Annotated in this window: 17 protein-coding genes and 1 pseudogene; 7 read left to right on the forward strand and 11 right to left on the reverse strand. The window is 70.6% G+C overall.

Going from position 1 to position 26102, the window contains the following annotated elements:
* Window positions 1–5: 5 nt before the first annotated feature.
* Window positions 6–965 (forward strand): annotated as a pseudogene (locus OH804_RS26955) (LysM peptidoglycan-binding domain-containing protein); the annotation flags it as partial.
* 713 nt (window positions 966–1678) lie between these two features.
* Here the strand turns inward: OH804_RS26955 and OH804_RS26960 are convergent.
* Window positions 1679–2533 (reverse strand): Rieske 2Fe-2S domain-containing protein, encoded by an 855-nt coding sequence (locus tag OH804_RS26960; RefSeq protein WP_406060325.1) that lies wholly within the window; start codon window positions 2531–2533, stop codon window positions 1679–1681.
* Window positions 2534–2730: 197 nt separating this feature from the next.
* On the opposite strand from OH804_RS26960, the gene OH804_RS26965 reads away from it, so the two are divergent.
* A complete protein-coding gene (locus OH804_RS26965; protein ID WP_196920557.1) occupies window positions 2731–3531 on the forward strand; it encodes a crotonase/enoyl-CoA hydratase family protein in 801 nt (266 codons plus the stop codon).
* 1 nt (window position 3532) lies between these two features.
* On the opposite strand, the gene OH804_RS26970 is transcribed toward OH804_RS26965, so the two are convergent.
* The 8 genes from OH804_RS26970 to OH804_RS27005 form a co-directional block, all read right to left on the reverse strand.
* Window positions 3533–7228, reverse strand: coding sequence for a discoidin domain-containing protein (locus OH804_RS26970; protein ID WP_406060328.1), 3696 nt, complete (start codon window positions 7226–7228; stop codon window positions 3533–3535).
* Window positions 7229–7319: 91 nt separating this feature from the next.
* Window positions 7320–10217, reverse strand: coding sequence for a discoidin domain-containing protein (locus OH804_RS26975; RefSeq protein ID WP_406060330.1), 2898 nt, complete (start codon window positions 10215–10217; stop codon window positions 7320–7322).
* 141 nt (window positions 10218–10358) lie between these two features.
* On the reverse strand, window positions 10359–11978 hold the full coding sequence (locus OH804_RS26980) for a glycoside hydrolase family 13 protein (protein WP_307788560.1): 1620 nt from the start codon (window positions 11976–11978) through the stop codon (window positions 10359–10361).
* Between the two features lie 140 nt (window positions 11979–12118).
* A complete protein-coding gene (locus tag OH804_RS26985; protein WP_196920553.1) occupies window positions 12119–13006 on the reverse strand; it encodes a carbohydrate ABC transporter permease in 888 nt (295 codons plus the stop codon).
* A gap of 12 nt (window positions 13007–13018) precedes the next feature.
* Complete coding sequence (locus tag OH804_RS26990; protein ID WP_112586243.1) at window positions 13019–13975, reverse strand: carbohydrate ABC transporter permease; 957 nt, start codon at window positions 13973–13975, stop codon at window positions 13019–13021.
* Between the two features lie 86 nt (window positions 13976–14061).
* Window positions 14062–15441: an ABC transporter substrate-binding protein gene (locus OH804_RS26995; RefSeq protein ID WP_406060333.1), complete on the reverse strand. Its 1380-nt coding sequence runs from the start codon at window positions 15439–15441 to the stop codon at window positions 14062–14064.
* Between the two features lie 331 nt (window positions 15442–15772).
* Window positions 15773–16777, reverse strand: a complete 1005-nt coding sequence (locus OH804_RS27000; protein ID WP_406060335.1) for a LacI family DNA-binding transcriptional regulator — start codon at window positions 16775–16777, stop codon at window positions 15773–15775.
* A 92-nt stretch (window positions 16778–16869) separates the two neighbouring features.
* The gene (locus OH804_RS27005) at window positions 16870–18357 is read right to left on the reverse strand and encodes a dihydrolipoyl dehydrogenase family protein (RefSeq protein ID WP_406060337.1); all 1488 of its coding nucleotides are present in this window, start codon (window positions 18355–18357) and stop codon (window positions 16870–16872) included.
* 80 nt (window positions 18358–18437) lie between these two features.
* On the opposite strand from OH804_RS27005, the gene OH804_RS27010 reads away from it, so the two are divergent.
* On the forward strand, window positions 18438–19514 hold the full coding sequence (locus OH804_RS27010) for a serine hydrolase domain-containing protein (protein ID WP_406060339.1): 1077 nt from the start codon (window positions 18438–18440) through the stop codon (window positions 19512–19514).
* Here the strand turns inward: OH804_RS27010 and OH804_RS27015 are convergent, their stop codons facing one another.
* Both OH804_RS27015 and OH804_RS27020 read right to left on the reverse strand, forming a co-directional pair.
* Window positions 19515–20840, reverse strand: coding sequence for a cryptochrome/photolyase family protein (locus OH804_RS27015; protein ID WP_406060341.1), 1326 nt, complete (start codon window positions 20838–20840; stop codon window positions 19515–19517).
* Window positions 20837–21760, reverse strand: a complete 924-nt coding sequence (locus OH804_RS27020; RefSeq protein WP_406060343.1) for a phytoene/squalene synthase family protein — start codon at window positions 21758–21760, stop codon at window positions 20837–20839. Before OH804_RS27020 ends, OH804_RS27015 begins: the two co-directional genes overlap by 4 nt.
* Before the next feature lie 65 nt (window positions 21761–21825).
* Between OH804_RS27020 and OH804_RS27025 the strand changes: the two genes are divergently transcribed.
* The 4 genes from OH804_RS27025 to OH804_RS27040 are packed head-to-tail and all read left to right on the forward strand — an operon-like array spanning window position 21826 to window position 26035.
* A complete protein-coding gene (locus tag OH804_RS27025; RefSeq protein WP_406060345.1) occupies window positions 21826–22968 on the forward strand; it encodes a polyprenyl synthetase family protein in 1143 nt (380 codons plus the stop codon).
* A 28-nt stretch (window positions 22969–22996) separates the two neighbouring features.
* On the forward strand, window positions 22997–24478 hold the full coding sequence (crtI, locus tag OH804_RS27030) for a phytoene desaturase family protein (RefSeq protein WP_406060347.1): 1482 nt from the start codon (window positions 22997–22999) through the stop codon (window positions 24476–24478).
* Complete coding sequence (gene idi, locus OH804_RS27035) at window positions 24475–25095, forward strand: isopentenyl-diphosphate Delta-isomerase (RefSeq protein WP_196920544.1); 621 nt, start codon at window positions 24475–24477, stop codon at window positions 25093–25095. The genes crtI and idi overlap by 4 nt, the downstream gene beginning before the upstream one ends.
* Window positions 25085–26035: a MerR family transcriptional regulator gene (locus tag OH804_RS27040; RefSeq protein WP_196924724.1), complete on the forward strand. Its 951-nt coding sequence runs from the start codon at window positions 25085–25087 to the stop codon at window positions 26033–26035. Before idi ends, OH804_RS27040 begins: the two co-directional genes overlap by 11 nt.
* Window positions 26036–26102: the final 67 nt, after the last annotated feature.

A 26102-nucleotide genomic window follows, 5' to 3' on the forward strand; every position in this document is an offset into this window, starting at 1 on the left:
CAGCCATGCCCGTATCGGGTGGGTCCGTCGTACGGCGGACCGGACGGATCCTCACCGGTATCGGCGCGTTGGCCGTGCTCCTGGTGCTGTTGGTCGGCGCGCCGATCGCGCTGCTCGCCTTCGCCGGTAACCCACTGCCCGATCACCTGCCCACGATCAGCGAGGTGGGCACGGCGCTGACCAGCCGGGACGACGGTCAGCTCTTCCTGCGGGCGTTGGCCGTGGCCGGTTGGTTCGGCTGGGCCACGTTCGCCTTCTCCGTCCTCGTCGAGTTGGGGGCGCAGACCCTGCGCCGGCCGGCGCCGAAGCTGCCCGGGATGGGCCGCCAGCAGAAGGCCGCCGCCGCGCTGGTCGGCTCGGTCGCGCTGATCCTGGTCGCCAGCCCGGCCGCCGCCAGCGCTGCGGCGATCTACGGAACTCCGGTGTACGCGAGCCCGAGCGCGCCGGCCGTGACCACCCTGGCCGCGCCGACCCACGCGACCACAACCCCGGACATGGCCGCGCCGGTGTACCGGGTGGCGCGGGGCGACTACCTCGGGGAGGTGGCCGAGCGGTACCTGGACGAGTTCGGCGACTACCGACAGCTCGCCAAGCTGAACAAGCTCGACGACCCGGACCGGATCCGCCCCGGCCAACTGCTTCGACTGCCCACTGAGGCCGCCGACCAGGGGTCCCGGCAGCACGCCACCGGCCGGCTCGTCGACCGGCCCGCGGCGCCGAAGCCGCCCGCGCCCCGGCCGGCGCCCGAGCGGGCCGCACCGCCGCGGGTGGCCCCGGCACCACCCAGCGGTACGGAGTCAGCGGGCCAACCACCAGCGATGACTGTCGGTGCGGCCCGAGCCGGTGCCGCCGATCGGGTGAACCGCCCGCTGGCGGTCTCCGCAGTACTGGCGGTGGCGAGCATCGTCGGCGCCCAGATCGGCGCGGTCCTGGGGCTGCGTCGCCGCCCAGCCACCGCCGGGGCGGCTCCCCGACTGGCCGCCTCCTCCCGCACATCCCGGCGCGGCGCGGGCCAGATCGGTGGAGGCACAGTCCGAAGCGATGGCGCGGGCCGGAGCAGCAGTGGCGCGGGCCAGCGGGCCAGTGGTGGGGTGGCCGGGAGCGGTGCCGCGTGGGCTGCCAGCCGGGCGGCAGCGGCCATCGAAGCTCCCGCGACACCGAGCAGCGGGGCGGCAAGTAGCGGCAGCGGGTTCGCACCTTCGGGAAGCGGAGCGGCACCTGCCGGCAGCGGAATGGCTTCCCCCGGTAGTACGGCGTTCCCGGGTAGCGGGATGGCTCTCTCCGGCGGCACGGCACCCCCCGGCGGCGGGATGGCGAGCGCCGACGCAGGGGGCTGGAGTGGTGACGGTGGCTGGGCCGGTGCTGGTGGCGAGGGCGGGCTGTTCGACGGCGGGCACGGCCTGGACTCCGTACCGGACGGTCCGCCGGTCGGCCGACACCGACGCACCTGAGCGGGCCGCACGACCTGGTGTCTCCGCCCGGTGTCTACGCCGCCTTGGCGGGAGCGGCCGGGGCAATGTCTCGGAGAGCGATATGACTGTGAGTCATCACGATGACTCACAGGCATCAGCATCGAAGGCGTTACTGTCTTGGGCGCGGAGCGTCGGCGTGAGGTGAGACATCCCGACGCCGGAGGCGCCCGGACCAGGTCACGGCGCGGGCGGGCCAGCGCGAACGGTCAGGGCAGGCGGGTCTGGAGCACGCCGTTCTGGATCCGGGTGGGCAGGATCTGCTGGTCGTTGCCGGACGGCCCCTGCACGACCTCACCGCCGTTGAGCCGGAACGCGCTGCCGTGCCACGGGCAGACCACGCAGGCGTGGCCGTCGATCTCCTGCACTTCGCCCTCGCCGAGCGGCCCGCTCTGGTGCGGGCAACGCTCCAACATCACGGTGACCTCGTCACCGTGCCGGTAGAGGATCACCGAGATGTCGTCGTCCACCTCCCTGGTGATCAGGGTGCGTTGCGGCAACGTCGCCATGTCGGCCAGCGAGTGCCAGCCGTCGGTCATCCGGTGCAGCTCGGAGATGCTCTGGTTGACCTGCGCGCCCTGCTTGTACGCGAGGTGACCCCCGATGTACGCGCCGAGGCTCACTGTGGAGAGCCCGAGGAAGCCGAGGGCGCGGCCCATTCCGTGCCGGCCGGACAGCCGAGCGGCCAACGAGCCGGCGTAGAGCGTCAGGCCGACGGTGTTGGCGGCGGCGTGCACCAGGCCGACCCGGCGCTGGTCCCGGGCGAGTGCCGCCCAGTCGTTCAGACCGGCGACCGCCGCCGGCACGGCGCTGACGGTGCCGAGACCGACGAGTACGGTGGCGGGCCGGCGCTGCCCGGGCATGAGGTCCAGCACCGCGGCGCTGATCCACGCTCCGACCGGCACCTGCACCATCGCCGGGTGCAGCGGATGCCCGAGGGGCACCCCGTGCAGCAGGTCGCGCAACCGACGCGGACGCAGCGTCCCCAGGACGACCTTCTGCAACCGGTCACCCACGCGGTCCAGCCGGGAGTCCTGCTCAACTTTCGTCAAAAGTGCTCGCACGAGTACCGACTTCCCGGCGATCGCCGTCGCAAACCGGTCGGCGGCGACAAACCTGCCGCACCGCCTCCGCACCGCCCAGGCCGCCGATCTTGCGGTTCCTGCTCCGACAATTCGGGGCACAAGCCGCTAACCGACAACCGGGAGTGCAAGATCGACGGGGATTGTGGGGGTTGGGTGGGGGCGGGCATGCTGGCGGGATGGGTGTGCGGGTGGAGCGGGTCGGGGCGGTCACCACTGTGGTGTTGGACCGGGCGGACGTTCGGAACGCCGTGGACGGTCCTACGGCTCGGGCGCTGGCTGACGCATTTCGGGCCTTCGACGCCGACCAGGACTCATCGGTGGCCGTGCTCTGGGGCGCCGGTGGCACGTTCTGCGCCGGCGCCGACCTCAAGGCGATCGGCACGCCGAGCGGCAACCGGGTGGAGCCGGAGGGGGACGGCCCGATGGGTCCGACCCGGATGACGCTCAGCAAACCGGTGATCGCGGCGATCTCCGGGTACGCGGTGGCGGGCGGGCTCGAACTGGCGCTCTGGTGTGACCTGCGGGTCGCCGAGTCCGACGCGACGCTCGGAGTGTTCTGCCGCCGCTGGGGAGTGCCACTGATCGACGGCGGCACCGTCCGGCTGCCCCGGTTGATCGGCGAGAGTCGGGCCATGGACCTGATCCTCACCGGCCGCCCGGTGGCGGCCGACGAGGCGTACACGATGGGGTTGGTCAATCGGTTGGTGCCACCCGGCCAGGCGCGGGCCGCGGCCGAGGAGTTGGCGGCGGCGATCGCCCGGCATCCGCAGACCTGCCTGCGCAACGACCGGGCGGCTCTGCTGGCCGGCGCGGGGCGAGGAGAGCCGGAGGCGCTGGCGACCGAGTTGGCGTACGGGATGAACTCGCTGGCCACTGACGCGGCGGCCGGCGCGGCCCGGTTCGCGGCGGGTGAGGGCCGACACGGCGCGACGCCGCCGGGAGGGGTGCACCCCCCGGCGGCGTCGGCTACCGGCTAGCTCAGTTGCGGTTGATGGTGAAGGTTGTGGTGGGGTTCTGGATGTCCACCGCGTTGTTGCTCAACCGGAGGTTGTTGAAGGTGACCGACCCGACGGCCGGCCCCTGCCCGGCCTCCGGCATCGGGTTCGCCCAGATGGCGAAGCCGGACTTCGCGTCGTAGGCGTCCCCGCTCTTCCGGGCACCGCTGATGGAGATGTTCGTGAAGACCGTGTCGGTGATCGGGTTCTGCGGCTGCCCGCCGACGTAGTTGGTCTGGAACATGATGCCGCTGTAGGTCGGATCGATGATGTCGACATCGCTGACCCGGATGCCCTGGAACACCTTCGAGGCGGAGAAGACCCAGATCGCCGGGAAGGTTTGTGAGCCCCAGAAATGCCCACCGGCCCGCACGATCGAGATGTTCTCGAACCGGGTGGGCGGGCTGGCACCGAAGCCGTTCATCGGATAGCCGAAGTCGAGCGAGCTGATGGTGATGCCGGAGTACACGAGCGTGTCCGCGATGTAGATGTTGCGGAACGTGTTGCCGTAGCCGCCGTACACGGCGACACCGGCGGCCCGCCAGGTCAGCGTCGAGGTCAGGTTCTCGTAGACGTTGTCCCTCATGTCGGCGCCGCCCGCGTCGATGGCTGAGAACAGCGCGAAGCTGTCGTCGCCGGTGGCCCGGGCGTCGTTGTTGCTGACCAGGTTGTTGGTGCTCCCGTTGGTCATGTTGATGCCGTCGGCGAACATGTTCCGGATCCGGGAGTTCTTGATCGTCATGTAGTCGGTGTTCGCGCCCCAGTAGAGGCACACCATGTGCTCGTTCCAGATGTTGTCGATCACGATGTTCGACACGTTGGAGAAGTCGAACACCTTGCCCGGACCGTCGATCCGCGAGGTGTAGTTGCCGAAGTACGCGAAGTTCTTGAACGACGAGTTGGCCGCCGAGTTCTCGGCCCGGAAGCCGATGTCGGTGTTGTCCTGGCCCGACGGCGCGTTGAACCGGGTGTACCAGGGGCCGGCGCCGGTCACCTGGACCGCCTTGCCGTACACCTGGAACTTCGACGAGGTGGAGTAGTTACCGGCCGGCAGGTACACCCCGATCAGGTTGCCGGTGGTGTCCATCCGCACCCGGTCCAGGGCGTTCTGCACGTCCTGGTGGGTGAAGCCGGTCGGCGTGGTGTAGCGCGCCGGGTCCGGGTTGGCGATCGGCGCCACCTGCTCCGTGTTGATGAAGTCGATGGCGTACGTGGTGGTATTGGCCGGGTCCTTCTGAAGGCGGATCTTGCTACCGGCCGGAACTGTGGAGTTGAGCATGACGTTGGCTTCGTCGTAGATGTGCCTCGGACCGCCGGCGCTCGGCGAGTTGCCCGGGCTGGTCTCGTTGCCGTACAGCCAGGCGTACCGGGACGTCAGGTCGATGGCCTTGTGGAAAGTGCCATTGACGTAGACGTTCAGCGTCGAGTTGATCCCGCCACCGCCGGCGGCGTCCGGGATGGAGAAGCGGGTGACAAGCGTGTTGGTGCTGGCCCGGGTGGTGAACTCGACGTAGCTGCCGTTCGAGTTGAGGGTCACCGCCCGCCGACCGGACGCCTCGCCGGCCAGGTCCCCGACCTCCCGGTTCGGTCCGACGACGGCGGCGCCGCCGCCGATCACGCCGTCCTCGGCCTCGTACATGTCGTACGGCATGTTGGCGCCGCGCCCCACGAAGAGCGGCCGGTCACTCGTGTTGTTCGCCTGCTTCACCGGCAACTCGTTGCCGTCCACGGCGAGCACCACCCGGACGGTGTACTTGCCGTTCGCGGCGGTCCAGGTGCCCAGGCTGATCGGGCCGACCGTCGCCCCGGCGTTGATCACGCCGGAGTACGAGCCGGTCAGGGTACGGACCACGGTGCCGGACTCGTTGAGCACGGTCAGTGTGATGCCGTGCGCCCCGGATGCGGATGCCTGGTTGCCGGCGTTGCGGATGGACACGGAGAAGGTCACCGTGTTGCCCGCCGACGGGTTGCCCGGCGACCAGGCGACCGCCGAGGCGACCAGGTCGGAACTGGCGACCGCGGCGACGACCAGCGGGCTGGGGTTCGTGTAGCTGTTGTTGGTGTCGTCCTGCTCGACGACTGTGTTCGACTCGTCGACCTTGGCGCTGAGCGGGTAGCTGCCCGAGTCGCGGGTGCCGATGCTGGCGCTGACAGTCGTCGAGGCGCCGGCCGCGAGACCGCCGACCGAGGCGGTGCCGACCCGGGTGGAGCCCAGGTAGAAGTTGACGTTGGTCGCGCCGGAGGCCGCCGAGCCCGCGTTACGCACCGTCGCGGAGAGCGTGATGGTGCTGGTCTCCACGGGTGCGGACGGGCTGAACGACATGCCGGTCACTGTCAGGTCCGGGTTCGGCGCCGGGGTGCCGAAGACCTGGAACTCGGCCACCTGACCGGCGGGAGCGCCGGTGTTCGAGGCGATCGAGAGCCGTACGTCGGCCGCCGCGCCGGAGACCGGGATGGTCACCGTGTTGCCGCTGCCCGGGTTGAAGGTGTAGTTCGTCGCGCCGACCAGTGTGGTGAAGCTCGACGAGCCCTGGTCCCGGCCGAGCACCGTGATGTTCTGGGTACGGGTGCCCCACGCCGAGTCCGGGTTGAGCTTCAGGACGACCTGGCTGAGGCTGGCGTTCGCGCCGAGCTGCACTGTCAGCGTGCTCGGGTTGCCGTTGCCCTCCCAGTAGGTGGCCACGTTGTTGTCGTTGGCGTTGGTGGCCACGAACGTGTGCACGAACCCGGAGGCGGTGATCGGCTTGCCGATCGCCAGGTTGGAACCGGTGGGCGGGTTGCCGGTGCCGGTGCGGGTCACCGTGTTGCTGTTCGCCGACTGGTTGCCGGCCGCGTCCTTGGCCCGCACCTGGTACGACACCGTGGCGCTGTCCGCCTGGCTGTCGGTGTAGGTGAGCGTCGAGCCGTTGACGCTGCCGCGCAGCGCGCCGTTGGCGTAGACGTCGTAGCCGGTCACCCCGACGTTGTCGGTGGACGCCGACCAGGTGAGCCGGATCTGCCCGCTGGCCGGCTGGGTGTAGGCCAGGTTGCCCGGGACGCTGGGTGCCTGGGTGTCGGTGCTGCCGGTGGCGCCGTACACCTCGACCTCGGAGAGCTGGGCGGCCGGCCAGCCGGTGTTGCCGGTGACCTGTACGCGTACGTAGCGGGTGCTGGCGGCGGTGAAGCTGACGGTCGCGGTGTTGCCGCTGCTCGGGTTGAAGGTGTAGCCGGCGGACGCCTTCAGTGTGGTGAAGGACGAGCCGTTGGTCGAACCCAGAACCGACAGCGTCTGGGTACGGGTCTGCCACTCCGCCGCGGGCGGCAGCTTGAGCACCACCCGGTCCACGCTGACAGTGGCGCCCAGGTCCGCCTGGATCCACTGCGGGAACGCGTTGTTGGCGCTCTCCCAGTAGGTCGACGCGTTGCCGTCGTTGGCGTTGCCCGCCACGTAGTTCTGGTTGTAGCTGCTGGCGGTCATGGTGGCGGAGAGCCCGGCGAGCATGGCCACGCGGGCGGCGGCCGCGGACCTGTCGGCCGCCGGTGCCGCGCTCGCCATGGGGGTGACGACCGGGGCGGTGGCGAGGAGCATCCCGGCGAGCGCGCCGGCGAGGAGTCGTCGGTGGCCGCTTCGGGCGGTACGGGGGACGGTGGTGGGCGCGCCGGTTGGCGGCGTGCCTCGTCTGGTGCCGGTCCTGGACATGGGGTCGCTACACCTCTTTCGGGGGTGGGTGTGGGTGCGTTGCCCGGCGACGGGTGCAGGGGTACGCCCGTCGATCCGCGACAGGTGGGGGCTAGCTGGAGTAGACCTCGAACTCGCTGAGCTGGCCGGCTGGCCAGCCGCTGTTGCCGGTGACGGTCAGCCGCAGGTACCGCTGGGTGGTCGCCGTGAAGGTCACGGTGACCGTGTTGCCGCTGGCCGGGTTGAAGCTGTAGCCGGCGGACGCCTTCAGCGTGGTGAACGTCGAGCCGTTCGTGGAGCCGAGCACCGCCAGCGTCTGGGTACGCGTCTGCCAGGCCGATGAGGGTGGGAGCTTCAGCACGACCCGGGACACCGACCGGTCGGCCCCCAGGTCAACGGTCAACGACTGCGGGAACGCGTTGTTGGCGCTCTCCCAGTAGGTGTTCGCGTTGCCGTCCACCGCGTTGGGGGCGGCGTACACGTCGGAGTGGCTGGTCTCGGTGATCGACCGCCCGGCCGCCAGGTTGCCGCTGGGCGGCGGCGTGGTCGGGGGCGGCGTGGTCGGCGGCGGGGTGGTCGGCGGCGGGGTGGTCTGGGTGCCGCCGTACACCTCGACCTCGGAGAGTTGCGCGGCCGGCCAGCCGGTGTTGCCGCTGACGGTGACCCGGATGTAGCGGCGGTCACCGGAGGGCAGCCCGATCGACACGGCGTTGCCAGTGCCGGGGGCGAAGACCCGACCGGCGGACGACGCCAGTGTGGTGTACGCCGAGCCGTCGGTGGAGCCGAGCACCGACAGCGTCTGGGTGCGTTGCTCCCAACCGCTGGGCAGCTTGAGCACCACCCGGTCGACAGACCGGGACGCGCCCAGGTCGATGGTGACCGACTGGGGGAAGGCGTTGTTCGCGCTCTCCCAGTAGCTGGCCGCGTTGCCGTCCACCACGTTGGCGCCCGTGTAGTTCTGGTTGGTGCTGGTAGCTGTCGTCGGCCGGCCCAGCGCCAGGTTCCCGCTGGTCGGGGGCGGGGTGGTCGGAGGTGGGGTGGTGGGCGGTGGGGTGGTCGGCGGTGGGGTGGTCGGCGGTGGGGTGGTCGGCGGCGGCGAGGTGGGTCCGCCGCCCCACTGGGGGTTCGGCCACGGGCCGCAGTACGGGGTCGGCGTGTACCAGCCGGAGTTGCCGGAGCCCTGGGTGATCTGGAAGCCGGCGCCGACGCAGTTGTGCATCGGGTTGCTCTGCGCGATGTTGGTGGCCCGCACGTTGGTGAACGACACCTGGCTGTTCGCCTGCACCTGGAGCGCGTACGTGCCGGCGCCGTCGATCCGTACGTTGTTGAGGTTGATCCCGTTGGTCTGGCCCTCGATCCAGTGCAGCGCCGCGTACGAGCTGTCCAGGATGTCGGTGTCGGTGATGTTGATGGTGGGGTTCTGGAACGCCTCGTTCAGCGCGGAGAACCAGATCGCGCCGACCCCGAAGTTCCAGTTGTAGTCCGAGTTACCGTTGCGGATCAACGTGTTCCGGGCGATCGTCCAGGTGCCCTGGACTCCGGTGGCGCCCTGCACGCCGGGGTAGCGGTTCGCGACGTGGATGCCACCGCCGTTGGTCAGCGAGTCGGCAGTCACGTTGTCGGTGATCTTGATGTCCCGACCGCCGTAGCTGACCAGGTGGTTGGCCAGCAGGGTCACCCCGATGGTGTTGTGGGTGAAGGAGTTGTTGACGTTCGGCACGCTCTGCGCCCACATCGCCAACGCGTCGTCGCCGGTGTTGCGCACGAACGTGTTGGTCACCGTCGAGTTGGTCACGCCGGTGTGGAAGTTCACCCCGTCCGCGGTCTGGTCCAGGATCCGGCTGTTGCGGATGGTGAAGTTGTCCATCGGGCCGTCCATCCACGCCCCGACCTTGGTGTTCTCCAGCCAGAGGTTGTCGACCACCGAGTTGGTCATCGCCCCGCCCAGGGCGTTGACCTGGTCGTCGTCGATCCGCTCGCGGATGTCGCCGATGATGGCGAAGTCCCGCAGCGTGACATTGCGGCTCGGCCCGTTCACCTCGTGCGCGCGGACCGGGCCGGTGTAGCCGCCACCGGGCACGTACTTGCCGTAGATGCCGACGGACCTGTTCCGGTCGGTGGGGTGCCGGCCACCGAGCACCGAATACCACGGGCCCGCACCGCGCAGTGTCACCCCGTCGACCACCACGTGATCCCAGAGGGTGAAGGTCCCGGTCGGGATCCAGACCGCCCGGCCCTGGGCCTTGCCGGCGTCGACGGCCGCCTGGAACCTGGCGGTCGAGTCGGTCGCGCCGCTCGGGTCGGCGCCGAAGTCGGTGACCACGTCGAGCACACCGGAGGGCTTCGTGATCGCCGGGGCGACCAGCTCGAAGTCGGCCAGGTCGATGGTGAACGTGGGCGACTGGGCGGTCGAGGCGACCTGGAGCCGGATCTTCGTGCCGGCCGGCTGGGTGCTGCCGAACAGCGCCCGGGTCTCGTCGTAGAAGTGGTGCGGGTTGGTGTCGCCCGGGTTGTTGTTGAACGGGTATCCGCCGTAGTACCAGCCGTACCTCGACGTCACCGGTACCGACTTCAGCAGCGCCCCGTTGGCCCGCAGGTCGATGGCGGCGTCGCGGCCGGTACCGGCCGGGCTGTCCGGCAGGCTGTAGCGGAAGGTGACAGCGTTGGCCGGAGCGGTGAGGGTGAACTCGACGTACTCGCCGACGGCGTCGAGGGTGACCGCCTCCCGGCCGGACGCCTCCGACGGCAGCGTGCCGTAGCGCCGGTCCGGGCCGATCTTCGTGCCGTTGTGGGCGGTCTCCTCCGCCTCCTGCTCGACGAACGGAACTGTGGCGCCCCGGTTGGGGATGTCGAAGGGGGACAATCCCGCCGCCGAGGCCGGGGTCGCGGTGCCGGTGACCGCGAGGGCGGTCACCGAGGTGGCGGCGAGCAGGGCGGCGGCGATGGCGGCCAACCCAGCCCGGGTCGGGTGTCGATGGTGGTGCGGGGTGCCGGTGGTGTGGTTGGCCATGAGCTGCGCTCTCCCTTTCGTCAGGCAGGCCAGATCCCCCCGTGTCGGTGCGTCGTGCGAGTCCCCCTCGTACTCCTCTCTTCGGGTGTGTGGTGCCGGCGGCCGGGACGGGCCGCCGGCACCACGGCGAGCAGAGTCAGGTCAGGCCGGGCCGTCCGCCCCACGCGGCCCGTCGGTGGATTCGGCGGTACGCAGCCAGACCGCCGTGTCGGACGGCAGCATCCCGTCGTCGAGCGGCCCGCTGGCCAGCACCAGCTCCCCCTGAGCTGGCATCGGCACCGGCGCTGCGGAGAGGTTGACCAGGCAGCTGAAGCCACCGCCGCGGCTGAACGCGAGCACCCCGTCCGGGGCGGGCAGCCAGGTCAGCTCACCGTCACCGAGCGCCGGGTCGGCCTTCCGGGCCTGGATCGCCGCCCGGTACAGCTCCAGCATCGAGGCCGAGTCGCCGGTCTGCGCGCTGGCCGTCCGGTCCTTCCAGTCGGCTGGCTGCGGCAGCCACGGCGTCGCGGCACCCTCGGGGCTGAACTCGAAGGGCGGCTCGTCCCCGCCCCACGGCAGCGGTACGCGGCAGCCGTCGCGACCGGGGTCGATCCGACCGGACCGCTCCCACATCGGGTCCTGCCGCAGCGCGTACGGGATGTCCTCGACCTCGTAGAGGCCCAGCTCCTCGCCCTGGTAGACGTAGGCCGCGCCGGGCAGCGACAGCGACAGCAGCGCGGCGGCGCGGGCCCGACGGGTGCCCAACTCCAGGTCGGTGGGGGTGCCCTCGCGCTTGGCGGCGAAGCTGAACCGGGTGTCAGCGCGACCGTAGCGGGTGACGTGTCGGGTGACGTCGTGGTTGGAGAGCACCCAGGTGGCCGGCGCGTTGACCGGCGCGTGCGCGCTCAGCGTCCCGTCGATGCTCTCCCGCAGCGCCGCGGCGTCCCAGGCGCAGCCGAGGAAGTCGAAGTTGAACGCGGCGTGCAGCTCGTCCGGGCGCAGGTAGTTGGCGAACCGCTGCCGGTCCGGCAGCCACACCTCACCGATCAGCGCCCGGTCGGCGTACTCGTCGGCGACCCGACGCCAGCCCCGGTAGATGTCGTGCACCCCGTCGAGGTCGTGGAACGGGTGCGGCTCGTCGTCTCGGACCTCGGGCAGCGTCCCGTCCTTGACCAGGAGCCCCGCCGAGTCGATCCGGATGCCGTCCACGCCCCGGTCGAACCAGAACCGCAGGATGTCCTCGAACTCCTCCCGTACCCGGGGGTGGTCCCAGTTGAAGTCCGGCTGCTGAGGGGCGAAGAGGTGCAGGTACCAGTCGCCGGGGGTGCCGTCCGGGTTGGTGGTGCGCGTCCAGGTCTCGCCGCCGAACTCGCCGATCCAGTCGGTGGGTCGCTCGTCGCCGTTCGGGCCCCGGCCGGGCCGGAACCAGAACAGGTCCCGTTCGGGCGCGCCGGGTCCGCCGGCGAGCGCCGCTTGGAACCAGGGGTGCGCGTCGGAGCAGTGGTTGGGCACCACGTCGACGATGGTCCGGATGCCCAGCGCGTGCGCCTCAGCGATCAACGCCTCCACCTCGGCGAGGGTGCCGAAGACCGGGTCGATGTCGCGGTAGTCGGAGACGTCGTAGCCGGCGTCCGCCATCGGGGACGGGTACCAGGGGCTGAACCAGATCGCGTCGACGCCGAGCGCGGACAGGTGGTTCAGCCGGGACCGGATGCCGGCGATGTCGCCGATGCCGTCGCCGTTGCCGTCGGCGAAGCTCCGGGGATACACCTGGTAGATCACGGCTCCCCGCCACCACGGACTTCTGTCAGCTGTGGACACGAGCACCTGCTTTCTGCGTCAGTACGTCGGCGGGTTCGCCGGACCTGGATATGTGTCGGGCGAACTGTCGTTGTTCGCCGCGCGGAAGAACGCGGTGGGGGCTATCCCTTGATGCTGCCCGTGGTCAGACCGGACATGATGTTCCGTTGGAAGATCAGGAAGATGATGACTGTCGGGATCGCGGCGATGACCGACGCGGCGATCACCACGTTCATCGGCGTGCCACCGGCGAAGGCGTAGATGCCGACGCTGACCGTCCGGGTCTCGGGCGACGGCATGACCAGCTTCGGCCAGAGGAAATCCTTCCACACCGCCGTCACTGCGAAGATCGAGACGACGCCGAGGATGGGGCGCGACAGCGGCAGGATGATCGACCAGAGCGTGCGCAGTGACGTCGCCCCGTCCATCAGGGCCGCCGCCATCAGCTCCTCGGGGATCGAGTCGAAGAACCGCTTCAGCAGGAAGATGTTGAACGCGTTCGCGACCAGGGGCAACCAGATGGCGAACGGTGAGTCGAGCAGGTTGATGTGCAGGATCGGCAGGTCGATCACCGTCACGTACTGCGGAACGATGAGGACCATGGCCGGGATCATCAGCGTCCCCAACATCAGGGCGAGGATCACGTTGCCGAAGATCGGCCGAAGCTTGGACAACGAGTACGCCGCGGCGGTGTCGAAGACCAGTTGGAACAGCACCGCACCGATCGCGTAGTAGAAGGTGTTGAATAGCAGCTTGGCGAGGGCCAGGTTGTTCCACGCGTCGATGTAGTTCTGCGGCTGCGGGTCCTTCGGGAACAGCGACGGTGGGGTCTGCGCGATCTCCTGGCCGGACTTGAGCGCGCCGGTGACCATCCAGTAGAGCGGTCCGAGAAAGACGAGCGTGAACCCCGCCACCACGACGACCAGCAGCGTCCAGTAGATGACCCGGCCGCGCCCGCGGCTGAGCTGGGATTGGGAGATGAGGGTCCGGGTTCCGGAATCCTGTGCCATTCCTCGCCGTCCTTAGTCCTGTTTCGCAGTCAGTCGCACGTACACGGCGGAGAAGCCGGCCAGCACCACGAGCATGATCACGCCCAGCGCGGCGGCGCCGTTGAGGTCGTTCTGGAAGAACCCGTGCTGATAGATGAGGTACGCCACCGAGGTCGCGGAGTCCTCCGCGCCCGCACCGTTGGCGAGGATCAGGGGCTCGATGAAGAGCTGCATCGTGGCGACGATCTGCAACATCGCCAGGAGCGCGAGGATCAACCGGGTCTGCGGGATCGTCACGTGGACGATCCGTCGCCAGATGCCGGCGCCGTCGAGCTCCGCCGCCTCGTACAGCTCGCCGGGAATGTTCTGCAACGACGCCAGGTAGATCAGCACCGCGCCGCCCATGTTCATCCAGGTCGAGGCCAGCACCATCGCCGGCATCGTCATCTCCGGCGACTGCATCCACTGCGAGGTGGGCAGGTGCAGTGCCTTGAGGATCGCGTTGAAGAGCCCCGCCTCGCTGGGGTCGTACGCGTAGAACTTGAAGAGGAACAGCGCGGAGGCCGGCGGCAGCATCACCGGCAGGTAGACAAGGATCCGCAGGTACCCCTTGGCGTGGCGGAACTCGTTGAGCAGGATCGCCACGAAGAACGGCACCACGTAGCCGAGGGCCAGCGCGAGCACCGTGAAGTAGAAGGTGTTCTGCCAGGCCGTCCAGAAGCTGGGGTCGGCGATGATGCGGGAGTAGTTGTCCCAACCCACCCAGGTGGTCTCGCCGCGCCGGGTCCGCTGGAAGCTCATGATGATGCCGCGGACCATCGGGTACCAGGAGAAGACGACGAAGCAGAGCACCGCCCCGATCAGGAACGCGTGACCGGTGAGGTTGTCCCGTACCTTGCGGCCGAGGCTGGTGCGCTGTGGCCTCGCCGAGTACGGCGACGGCGGGCGGCCCGGTTTCCTGGGGGTCTCCGGGACGGTGGTGATCGCCAAGGCAACTCCTGGGTGAGTCGGTGACGTCGAGATGTGGTGCGGGTGGCGTGGGGGTCGGGTCGGCGTCCCGACCCCCACACGATCGGTCAGCTCTCGGCGGCGAGGAGCTGGTTGACCTTCTCCTCGGCGGTCTTGAGCAGTGCGTCGATGTTCGAGTTCGGGTTGGTCAGCACACCCGACATCGCGGCGTCGAGCACCGCGTAGACGGCCTGGGCGTTGCGCGGCTCACCCTTGATCGGAACCGGGGTCGCCTCGAAGAGCGCGAAGTTCGCCGTGTCGACGTTCGCGTTCGCCTTCCGCAGCTCCAGCTCCTGCTTCTGCGCGTCACTGCCGTTGGCGAAGAGCAGCGGCTGGGGCAGACCCACCGGGTAGTTCTGCGGCTTGGCCCGGACGTAGTCGAACTGGCCCTTGCCCGGGGTGAGCTTCTGGTACGCGATCCACTTCAGACCGGCCTTGACCTGCTCGGGCGTGAGGTCCTTCTTGAAGAAGTAGCCCTCGCCACCACCGAGCGTCCCCTTCGCCGCGCCGTCCTGGCCGGGCAGCGGAGCCATCGCCCAGTCCTGGAACTTGCCCTGGAACTGGCTGACGATCGCCTGGGTGGCGTCCGGCGCGCCGATGAACATGCCGACCTTGCCCGCGCCGGCGTTCGTCAGCAGGTCGCCCCACTGCAGCAGCTGGCGGGCGCCCATGCTGTTGTCGCCGTACCGCATGTCCTTGAGGTTCTGCAGGACCTGCTTGCCCATGGCGTTGTTGAAGTCGGCCTTCTTGCCGTCCTCGGTCAGCACCCGGCCGCCCTGCGAGTAGAGCAGGGAGGTGAAGTGCCAGCCGCCGGTGTTGCCGGCGCTGTACTCCGAGTAGCCGGCGATGCCGTTGCCGAGCGCGGAGATCTTCTTGGCCGCGGCCCGGACCTCGGCCCAGGTCTTGGGCGGGTTGTTCACGTCGAGCCCGGCCTGCTGGAACAGGGCCTTGTTGTAGACCAGACCCATCGAGTAGTTCTTCACCGGGACGGCGTAGAGCTTGCCGCCGTCGGTGAAGACCTCCTTGAGCGCCGGGTCGACGCTGTCCCAGGTCGAGATCGCGTCCTTGTTGACGTGCGGGGAGATGTCCATCGCCTGACCGGAGTCGAGCACCTGCTGGAGATCGGTCATGTACCCGTAGAACACGTCGGTCACGGTGCCGCCGGCGAGGCGGGCGGTGAAGTCCGGCGGGTTGTTGCACTGCTCGCCGACGCTGACGCTCTTGATGGTGATGTCCGGGTTCTGCTTCTGGAACTCGGCGACGTCGTCGTTCCAGTTCTTCAACAGCTCTTTCTGGGCGCCGACCGGCTGGCAGTCGACGGTGATGGTGACCTTGCCGCCGGCGGTCGAGCCCTTGTCGTCACTCTTCGTGGAGCATGCCGTGAGGCTCAGCCCCAGGCCGGCCACGAGCGCGACCGCCGCAGCCTTTCGGTATTGCGGTACGGACATCTGTCCATCCCTTCGGGAACGGGTGTCTCCAATGACCTTCGCTGATCTGCGGTGATACGACCTGACGCCCAGTAGCTGCGTCGGAGCCAGGTGTGAGTGGAGTCACTGTAGCGAGGCCGACTCATTTCGGCAAGGTATCGACCCTGTTCCGAAAGGACACGACGTGATGACGACAGATGTTGGCAAGGATCTGAAAGCAGGCCCTTTTGCCAAGTTTTGCACCGTTATGGCGGGTCATTCGGCCCGGTCGATGCCGACGGTGCGAGCAACGACGAAAACGGCCGCCGACCGCGAGAGCGGTCGACGGCCGAAGCGTCGTTCGGGATGGCGCCTAACGGCCGGGGGCGGGCGCTGTGGAACCCCGCACCACCAACTCCGGCTCGAACAGCAGCTCGTCCTGCAGCACACCGGCACCCTCGATCTGGGTGACCAGCAGATCCACGGCGGCCTGCCCCATCGTCTCGATCGGCTGCCGCACAGTTGTCAACGGGGGATCGGTGCACGTCATGAACGCGGAGTCGTCGAAGCCCACCACCGACACGTCGGCCGGCACCGAACGCCCCAACCGCCGGGCCGCGCGGATCGTGCCCAGCGCGAGCACGTCGCTGGCGCAGATGATGCCGGTCACGCCCCGCTCGACCAACTTCGTGGCGGCGACCCGCGCCCCCTCCATCGAGAAGCTGGAACGCTCGACGCACTCGGCGTCTCCCTCGTCCCAGCCGGCCGCCTGGATCATCGCGTTGAGCTTGCGCCGCGACGGCACATGCCCCTCGGGGCCTAGCACCATCCCGATCCGTTCGTGCCCGAGCGAGCGCAGGTGCCCGTACGCCTGCTCCACCGCCACCGCGTCGTCAGTGGAGACCCGGGGGAAACCCAGCTCGTCCACACCCGCGTTGACCAGCACGACCGGAAGCCCCCGGTCGGTCAGCCGACGGTAGTGGTCGTGTTTGGCGTCGGCGAGCGCGTACGAGCCACCAGCGAAGATCACCCCGGAGACCTGGTGGTCGAGGAGCATCTCCACGTAGTCCATTTCGGAGACGCCGCCGATGGTCCGGGCACAGAGCGCCGGGGTGTAGCCGCGCTGGGCCAGCGTGCCGGTGACCACCTCGGCCAGCGCCGGGAAGATCGGGTTCTGCAGCTCCGGCAGCACCAGCCCGACCAGCCGGGCTCGTTCGCCGCGCAGTTTGGTCGGCCGCTCGTAACCGAGCACGTCCAGCGCCGTCAGCACGGCCGTCCGGGTCGCCTCGGAGACCCCGTCGCGGCCGTTGAGCACCCGGCTGACGGTGGCCTCGCTGACGCCCGCCTTCTTGGCAACTTCCGTCAACCGCTTGGTCACGGTCGCAATCGTACGTCACCTGCATGAAAGAAATGAACAGCAAATTGCCGGCGTTTGCTGACGCACTGCTTGATCGCCGCGCGGAGCCGGGGTCAGGACAGGTCGCGTAGGGCGGTTTCGATGGCCCTGTGGAAGGTCGGGTACGCGTAGATCATGTGCCGGAGCTGACTCAGCGGCACCGCCGCGTGCACCGCCACCACCAGCGCGGACAGCACCTCACCACCGGCCGGGCCGACCGAGGTCGCGCCGATCAGTACGCCCTGGTCGGCGTCCGCGACGAGCTTGATGAAACCGTCGTCGCCGACCCGGTGGATCCAGCCTCGGGTCGAGCTGCCGAGCTTGGTGAAACCCACCTGCACGTTGATGCCGCGGTCGCGGGCCTGCTGCTCGGTGAGCCCGACCGCGCCGATCTCGGGATCGGTGAAGGTCACCCGGGGCAGCGCCCGGTAGTCGGCGCGCGGGACCGTGCCGGCAGATCCGCTGGACCCGCTGGCGGCCAGCGAGCTGGACGCGCCCATCGCTCCGCCGACCACGCTGGAGGTGCCACTGGCGTCCGCTCCCGCCTTCGCCTGCCGGGCGCGGGCCAGGATGTCGGCGATCACGATCCCCGCCTGGTACATGGCGATGTGGGTGAAGGCGCCCTCGCCGGTCAGGTCGCCGACCGCCCAGACGTGGTCGGTGACGTGCAGACGGTCGTCGACCGGGAGGTAGCGCTGGCCGGCGTCCAGGCCGATGGTGTCCAGGCCCAGCTCGGCCAGGTGGGCCTTGCGCCCGGTCACCACCAGCAACCGTTCGGCGGTGAACTCCGCGCCACCGCCACCGCGCACTGTGAACCTGGTGCCGTCGTGCTCGACCCGTTCGGCGCGTACCCCGGTGTGGATCTCCACGCCGTCGGCGCGCAGCGCCGCGGCGGCGACCTCGGACGCCTCGGGTTCCTCGATGGCCAGCACCCGGTCGAGTGCCTCGACCACTGTGACCCGGGATCCGAAGCGGGCGAAGACCTGCGCCAATTCCAGGCCGATCGCGCCACCGCCGAGGATGAGCAGCGACTCCGGCAGCTCCTCGGCCTCGATCGCCTGGTGGTTGGTCCAGTACGGCGTGTCGGCCAGGCCGTCGATCGGCGGCACCGACGGACGGGTGCCGGTGCCCAGCACCACCCCGTGTCGGGCCTCGAAGACCTGGTCCCCGACGCGGACCCGGCGTGGACCGTCGAGCCGGCCGCTGCCCCGCACGAGCCGGCCGCCCTTGCCGATGAACCGTTCCGCGGCGACCGTGTCGTCCCAGGTGTCGGTGGCTTCCTCGCGGATCCGCTTGGCCACGGGCGCCCAGTCCGGCTGGACCTGGGCGGTGCCGGCGAGCCCGTCGACCCGGCGGGCCTCGGCGAGCGCGTTGGCGGCTCTGATCATCATCTTGCTCGGGATGCAGCCCCAGTACGGGCACTCCCCGCCGACGAGATCCCGTTCGACGCCGACGACGCTCAGGCCGGCCTCGGCAAGTCGCTCGGCCACCTCCTCGCCGCCGACTCCGAGCCCGACCACGACCACATCCACCAGCTCCGGCTCCGCCACACCGAACAGCATCCCCCAGCGACACCACCCCGACCACCGGGGTCGGCGGAAAAGTCGGCACGCGCACCGGCCCGGACGCCTACCGTGGCCGGATGCACGCACGCTTCGCTCCGGTCCGGGACTGCTTCCACGACCTGCTCGCCTCCGGCCGGGAGACCGGCGCCGCCCTGACCATCTGGTATGACGGGCAGCCGGTAGTGGACCTCGTCGGCGGCTCCCGCGGCGGCCACGGACCGGGCGGCGAGCCGTGGCTGCCGGACACGCTGGTGAACGTCTACTCGGTCGGCAAGCCGGTGGCCGCGCTCTGCCTGTTGCTGCTCGTGGATCGGGGAACCGTCGATCTCGACGCGGCAGTGGACCGGTACTGGCCGGAGTTCCGCACTCCCGCCACAATCCGTCAGGCGTTGTCGCACACCGCCGGGCTGCCGGCCTTCCCGGTGCCGCGACCGGCCGCCGCGATCGCCGACTGGGCGTTGCTCGCCGGCGACCTGGCCGCCGCCGAGCCCGAGTGGTCGCCGGGCACTGTCGCCGGGGAACACGCCTGGACGTACGGGCACCTGGTGGGCGAGGTGGTCCGCCGCGTCGACGGGCGGTCGGTGGGCCGGTTCTTGGCCGAGGAGATCGCCGACCGGTGGCAGCTCGACCTCGGCTTCGGGCTGACCGAGGCGGACCAGTTGCGCTGCGCGGACGTGCGGTACGGCGACCCGGGATGGCCGACCCGGGCGCTCGGTGAGCCCGGCTCGATGCGGGCGCGGGCGATGGGCAACCCGGCCGGCGGGCTGGACTTGGCCGTGCTGAACAGCCCGCTGTGGCGGGGCGCGGAGGTGCCCGCGGTCAACCTGCACGCCACAGCGCCCAGCCTGGCCCGGCTCTACACCGGTCTGCTGGCCGGCGGTGTCCTGGACGGGGTTCGGCTGTTCAGCGCGGATCTGGTCGCGGAGGCGACAGGGGTCCAGTACGACGGGCCGGACCTGGTGCTGGACCGCCCGGCCCACTGGACGCTGGGTATGCAGTGGGAGCCGGACGGCAGTTGGGGCATGGGCGGCATCGGCGGCAGCAGCGCGTGGGCCGACCCGGAGCGGGGCTACACCTTCGCGTACGCCACGGCGCACCTCGCCGAGCACGACCGGGTGGACGAGCTGGTCGAGGCGCTGCACTCGGTGCTCTGATCAGCGCAGCCAGACGGGGTCGGTGCCCGGTACCGAGAGGGGCGGTGGGTAGTCGAGCGGCTGGCGCAGGGCCTCCGGCAACCGCCACGGTTGGTGGATGGCCTTGCCCTGCACCCCCGCCAGCTCCGGCACCCACCGGCGCACGTAGTCGCCGTCCGGGTCGTACCGTTCGGCCTGCCGGACCGGGTTGAACCCCCGGTAGGGCTTCGTGTCGTTGCCGGTGCCGGCGACCCACTGCCAGTTGCCGGAGTTGTTCGCCACGTCGCCGTCGAGCAGCCAGCGGAAGAACACCGCCACCCCGGACCGCCAGTCCTGCCCGAGGTGCTTCGTCAGGTAGCCGGCGGTGATCAGCCGCGCCCGGTTGTGCATCCAGCCCTGCGTCCGCAGCTGCCGCATCCCGGCGTCGACTATCGGCATCCCGGTGCGTCCCTCGGTCCAGGCCGCCAACGCGTCGTCGTCGTAGCGCCACTGCTCGGTGGCACCCCGTCGGTACGCCGTTGTCGAGATCTCCGGGAAGGCGGCGGTGACCTGGTAGTAGAAGTCTCGCCAGCAGAGCTGCCTGACGAACGGGCCGGACCGGTCCCCGGCGCGGTTCGCCACCGCCAGCGGTGACGCGCAGCCGAAGCGCAGGTACGGGCTGAGTCGGGAGGTGTCGTCGCCGGCCATGTCGTCGTGCTGATCGCCGTACCGGCTCAGGTCGGGCAACCAGTCGGTGAGCCGCGCCTGGGCGACCCCCTCGCCGCCGATGGCCGCGTCCGGCGAGTCGCCGGCCGGCAGCGCCGGCAGCCGGCCCACGCTCACCCGGTCGGGCAGCGCGATCCGGTGCGGCGCGGCCAACTCCTCACGCCACCGGTTCGCGGCCCAGGCCCTGTGGTACGGGCTGAACACCCGGTAGTGGTCACCGCCGCCACCGGGCCGCAACACGCCCGGCTCGACCACTGTCAACCCGGGGAACAGTCGCAGGTGCAGCCGGTGCCGCTCGCACTCGGCGCGTAGTCGCCGCTCCCGGCGGACCGCGTAGTGGCTGACGTCGGCCGAGAGGGCGACGGCTGTGGCACCGACCTCGTCGGCCAGCCGGATCGTCTCGGCCACCGGGTCGCCGTGCCGGACCACCAGGTCGCCACCACGGTCACGGAGCTGGGCGCGCAGGTCGGCGAGGGCCTGGTGCAGGAAGCGGGTGCGGTTGGCGGAGCGGTCGGCCAGCGCCGGGTCGAGCACGTACAGCGGCACCACCCGGTCGAAGGCCGCACAGGTGGTGGCCAGCGCCGGGTGGTCGTGCACCCGCAGGTCGCGGGTGAGGAGCACGATCGCCGTGCTCGTGGTCACCGGCTCTCCGGGTGGATCGTCGGCCCGGGGATGACGACCGGCGTACCGGTCGAGCTGAACAGGGCCCGCGCGGCCACCGCCATCCGTCGACGCTGCGGCACCAGGGCCCGCCGGACGAAGACGTCGTAGTCCTGCGCGGCCACCTCGTCGAGGATGCCGCCGTAGAGCGCGTACGCGGTGCGCATGCAGGCCTGCGAGGCGGGCGCCAGCATGGTGATGCCCGGTGCGGCGGCGGCGTAGTGCGCCTGGGCGCGGGTCACCTCGTACTCGATCAGCTCGCGGATCCGGGGCGTACCGCGACCCCGGGCGCGGGCCTCGGCCAGCTCCTCGCGGCTGACCCCGAACTTCGCCAGGTCCTCGTCCGGCAGGTAGGTGCGGCCCCGGTCGAGGTCCTCGGCGACGTCCCGGATGAAGTTGGTCAGCTGGAACGCGAAGCCGAGCTGCCGGGCCGGCTCCCGGGCCGCCACCGGGTCGGAGCTGCCCAGGATCGGCAGCATCATGGTGCCGATGACCGCCGCCGAGCCCTCCATGTAGTCGAGCAGGTGGTCGTAGGTCGGGTACGCGGTGACGGTGAGGTCCATCGCCATGCTCTTCAGAAACGACGCAAAGTCGTCCCGGTCGAGATCGAAGACGGCGATGGTGTGCAGCACGGCCGGCAACAGTGGGTCGTCGACCGGCGAGCCGTGCAGACCGGCCACGAACTGGCTGGCCCAGCGGTCCAGCAGGGCGGCCCGCTCGGCCGGCGGAAGGTCCTCGGTGCGGTCGACGATCTCGTCCGCGTACCGCGTGAACCCGTAGAGGGCGTGCACATGTCGTCGTTTCCAAGCGGGGAGCAGACGGGTGGCGAGATAGTAGGTGCGGCCGTGGCGTTTGTGCAGCTCACGGCACCGGTCATAGGCAGCGGTGAGATCAGTTTCCACCGGCCCTCCTCCATTTATCGACGCACCAATCGACGCAACTCGTAGCCTAGGGTACGCTCAGCCGCATGGCCAACGACGCAGTTGCGGGCAACGTGACCCGCGTGGCGCCGGCAGGGCCAGGGGACGGGGACGATCCGGTCCGCGCCGTTCTGGCCGCATACACCCACGATCTGGTCACGGCGGTCGACGAGACCCTGGACACCTTCCTCACCGCCGAGGTCGACACCCTCAACGACATCGATACATCGATGGGCAGCTTTGCCGCCACCGCGCGGGAGGCCGTCCTGGCCGGCGGCAAGCGGATCCGGTCCACGTTCGCCTACTGGGGTTGGCGCGGGGCGGTCGGCGGCACCGAGGCGCTGCCACCCGTGCTGCCCGCGCTGGCCGCACTGGAGCTGCTGCACACCTTCGCGCTGGTGCACGACGACGTGATGGACGCGTCCACCACCCGCCGCGGCCGGCCCACCGCGCACGTCGCGCTCGCCGAGCAGCACGTCGCCGCCGGCCACCGAGGCGATCCCGGCCGGTTCGGTGAGGCCGTCGCCGTGCTCATCGGCGACCTCTGCATGGTCTGGGCCGACCAGTTGCTGGCCCACGCGTCGGTGCCGTCGGCCCGACTCTTCGAGGTGCGCCGCTGCTACGACCAGATGCGGGTGGAGACAGTCGCCGGGCAATATCTCGACGTGCTCGGCGAGAACGACCCGGGCAGCTGGTCCGTCGACCGGGCGCTGCGGGTGGCGCGCTACAAGACCGCCAGCTACACGGTCCAGCGGCCACTGCTCTTCGGGGCCTGCCTGGCCGGGGTGCCCGCCGACGACCAGCTGGTCTCGGCGTACACCCGCTACGGCCTGGCTGTCGGCGAGGCGTTCCAGCTCCGCGACGACCTGCTCGGCGTCTACGGCGACCCGGCTGCCACCGGCAAGCCGGCCGGGGACGACCTCCGCACCGGCAAGCCGACCGCGCTGCTCATGCTGGCCCGGGAGCTGGCCACGCCGGCCCAGCTCACCGCGTTGGAGCGGGCCGCCGACGGGCCTGTCGACACGCTCGCCGGGCTGGTCGCCGAGACCGGCGCGGTGACCCGGGTTGAGCAGATGATCGCCGAGCGGGTCGGCGACGCGCTGGCCGCGCTCGACGCCGCACCCGTGGACCAGACGGCGCGGACCGCGCTGACCGGGCTGGCCACCGCCGCAGCCAACCGGCGGGCCTGATGAGCGACTTGAGCAAGGAGGTGGTCACGTGCGGACGGTGACAGGACGGACGGACCGGGTGGTGGTCGTCGGTGCCGGGCTGGGCGGGCTCTCCTGCGCGCTGCACCTGGCCGGCAGCGGTCGACAGGTGACAGTGCTGGAGCGTGAACCGGTGCCCGGCGGGCGGGCCGGACGCCTCGGCCTGGACGGCTACGAGTTCGACACCGGCCCGACAGTGCTCACCATGCCCGACCTGATCGCCGAGGCGCTCGGCGCGGTCGGCGAGGAGCTGCACGACTGGCTCGACCTGACCCCGCTCGACCCCGCCTACCGGGCCTACTACCCGGACGGCTCGACCCTCGACGTGCTCACCGACACCACCCGGATGGCGGCCGAGATCTCCCGGGTCTGCGGTCCCCGGGAGGCCGACGGCTACCTGCGTTTCGTCGAGTACGCGCGGGAGCTGTGGCGGCTGGAGCGCACCGACTTCATCGAGCGCAACCTGGACGCGCCGACCGACCTGATCACCGGCAACCTGCTCAAGCTGCTCAGCGGCGGGGCCTTCCGGCACCTCCAGACGAAGATCAACCAGTTCTTCCGGGACCCGCGTACCCAGCGGATCTTCTCCTTCCAGGCGATGTACGCCGGCCTCGCGCCGCACGACGCGCTGGCCATCTACGCGGTCATCGCGTACCTCGACTCGGTGGCCGGCGTCTACTTCCCCCGCGGTGGCATCCACGCGGTCTCCAGGGCGATGGCCGGCGCGGCCGAGAAACACGGAGTGCAGATCCGGTACGACACCACTGTGACCCGGGTGGAGACCGTGAACGGCCGCGCCACCGGCGTACTCACCGCCGACGGCGACCTGGTGCCGGCGGACGTGGTGGTGCTCAACCCCGACCTGCCGGTCGCCTACCGGGACCTGCTCCCCGCCGCGCCGCAGCGCCGGCTCACCTACTCGCCGTCCTGCGTCGTTCTGCACGTCGGCTCCCGACAGGCCTATGCGAAGATCGCCCATCACAACATCCATTTCGGACGCGCGTGGAAGGGCACCTTCGATGAGGTCATCCGACGGGGTGAGCTGATGACCGATCCGTCGCTCCTGGTGACCAACCCGAGCCGGACCGACCCCGCGGTGGCCCCGCCGGACCGGCACACCTACTACGTGCTCGCCCCGGTGCCCAACCTGCACCGGGCGCCGTTCGAGTGGCGCGGCGACCTCACCCAGCGCTACACCGACCAGCTGATCGGCACCCTTGAGGAACGCGGCTACGTCGGCTTCGGTGACGGGGTCGAGGTGCTCCGGGCGATCACCCCCGCCGAGTGGGAGGAGCAGGGAATGGCCGCTGGCACCCCGTTCGCCGCCGCGCACACGCTCTTCCAGACCGGCCCGTTCCGCCCGTCCAACCTGCACCGCGACCTGTCGAACGTGGTCTTCGTCGGCTCCGGGACCCAACCCGGCGTCGGCGTGCCGATGGTGCTCATCTCCGGCAAGCTCGCCGCCGGCCGGATCACCGGGGAAGGCCGATGAGCAGCCGTGAGAAGCACCTCGTCGAACTCGTCGACGAGACCGGCAAGGCCCACGGCGAGACGACCGTCGCCGCCGCGCACCAACCCCCGGGGCAGCTGCACCGGGCCTTCTCGGTGTTGCTGGTGGACCCGGACGGCCAGGTACTGCTCCAGCGCCGAGCCGCCATCAAGACCCGGTTCCCGCTGCGCTGGGCGAACTCCTGCTGCGGTCACCCCCAGCCCGGGGAGTCGCTCGCCGAGGCGGCCAACCGACGGCTGAGCGAGGAGTTGGGCGCGGGCCCGGTCGAGCTGACCGAAGTCGGCATCTACGTCTACTACGCCGAGGACCCGGCGACCGGCCGGGTCGAGTTCGAGTACGACCACGTGCTGCGAGGCGAGTTCCTGCCCAGCGCCCCGCTCCTGCCGGACCCGGAGGAGGTGGCCGAGCTGCGGTGGGCCGACCCCACCGCGCTGGAGGCCGATCTGCAGCGTGACCCCCGGTCGTACGCGCCCTGGCTGGGCGGGGTGGTGAACCGGCTGCTACGCCCCTCGGGGTCCGGGTCGGGCGCAACCGGCCCGGCCATGACCCCGCCCGGATCTTCGGCGGATGACACGGCGGAGCGGTCGGGTGGTCGATGAGGCGCTGAGCGCGGGCGCTGTCGCACGCCGGCTGGGGGTCGCGGTGACGACCCTGCGCACCTGGCACCAGCGCTACGGGCTCGGGCCCAGCGAACACATCCCCGGTCACCACCGCCGGTACACACCCAGCGACCTGGCCCGCCTCGAGATCATGCGACGACTCACCGCCGAGGGGGTGAGCCCCGCCGAGGCGGCCCGCTGGGCCCGCCAGGCACCGGATCCGACGCCCAACGGCACCGGCGTCGTCGCCCCCACCCGGCTCCATCCGACGGGCCGTGACGGCGGCGGCTCCATCCCGGTCGGCCGTGCCGGCCCGGCCGCCCGTGGACTGGCCCGGGCCGCCATGCGACTGGACGCGGCGGCGATCAGCGAAACGATCGCGCACGCGCTGGCCGCCAGCGGGGTCGTCGCCACCTGGGAGGGCCTGCTGCGCCCGGTGCTCGCCGGCATCGGCGAACGGCACGCCGCCACCGCCGGGCTGATCGAGGTGGAACACCTGGTGTCCCGCTGCGTCTCGGAGGCTCTCGCGGCGGCCAGTCGGGCCAAGGTCCCCACCGGGCCGGCCCGGATCCTGCTCTCCTGCGCCGACGAGGAGCAGCACACACTGCCGCTGGAGGCGTTGGCGGCAGCTCTCGCCGAGGCCGGCGTCAGCTACCGGATGCTCGGCGCCCGAGTGCCGGTGGCCGCTCTCGTCGAGGCGGTCAACCGGACCGGACCGGCCGCCGTGGTGCTCTGGTCGCACACCCGGGCCACAGCCGACCCGACCCAACTCAGCGCACTGCTCGCCGCACCCCGACGCCCGTTGCTGGTGCTCGCCGCCGGCCCCGGCTGGCGAGCCGACACGCTGCCCGCCGGGGTGGTACGACCGGTCGACCTGGCCGAGGCGGTCTCGCTCTCCGCCGCCGTCCGCGACTCCCTGGACCAGTCGAGGCGTGATTGATCGCACTGTCGCCGGCAGGCGGCGTGAACTACCGTCGGGCGGGTCCGCCTACCCCGACCCCCCGGGA

It is taken from the genome of Micromonospora sp. NBC_00860 (assembly GCF_045207375.1).
Taxonomy (GTDB): domain Bacteria; phylum Actinomycetota; class Actinomycetes; order Mycobacteriales; family Micromonosporaceae; genus Micromonospora; species Micromonospora vinacea.

Excerpts from the sequence above, each read along its gene's own strand:
- idi (WP_196920544.1), top strand. The coding sequence starts at position 24,475 with ATGAGCAGCCGTGAGAAGCACCTCGTCGAACTCGTCGACGAGACCGGC.
- OH804_RS26975 (WP_406060330.1), bottom strand. The coding sequence starts at position 10,217 with ATGGCCAACCACACCACCGGCACCCCGCACCACCATCGACACCCGACC.
- OH804_RS26995 (WP_406060333.1), bottom strand. The coding sequence starts at position 15,441 with ATGTCCGTACCGCAATACCGAAAGGCTGCGGCGGTCGCGCTCGTGGCC.
- OH804_RS27005 (WP_406060337.1), bottom strand. The coding sequence starts at position 18,357 with ATGCTGTTCGGTGTGGCGGAGCCGGAGCTGGTGGATGTGGTCGTGGTC.
- OH804_RS27010 (WP_406060339.1), top strand. The coding sequence starts at position 18,438 with ATGCACGCACGCTTCGCTCCGGTCCGGGACTGCTTCCACGACCTGCTC.
- OH804_RS26970 (WP_406060328.1), bottom strand. The coding sequence starts at position 7,228 with ATGTCCAGGACCGGCACCAGACGAGGCACGCCGCCAACCGGCGCGCCC.
- OH804_RS27025 (WP_406060345.1), top strand. The coding sequence starts at position 21,826 with ATGGCCAACGACGCAGTTGCGGGCAACGTGACCCGCGTGGCGCCGGCA.
- OH804_RS26985 (WP_196920553.1), bottom strand. The coding sequence starts at position 13,006 with ATGGCACAGGATTCCGGAACCCGGACCCTCATCTCCCAATCCCAGCTC.
- OH804_RS26965 (WP_196920557.1), top strand. The coding sequence starts at position 2,731 with ATGGGTGTGCGGGTGGAGCGGGTCGGGGCGGTCACCACTGTGGTGTTG.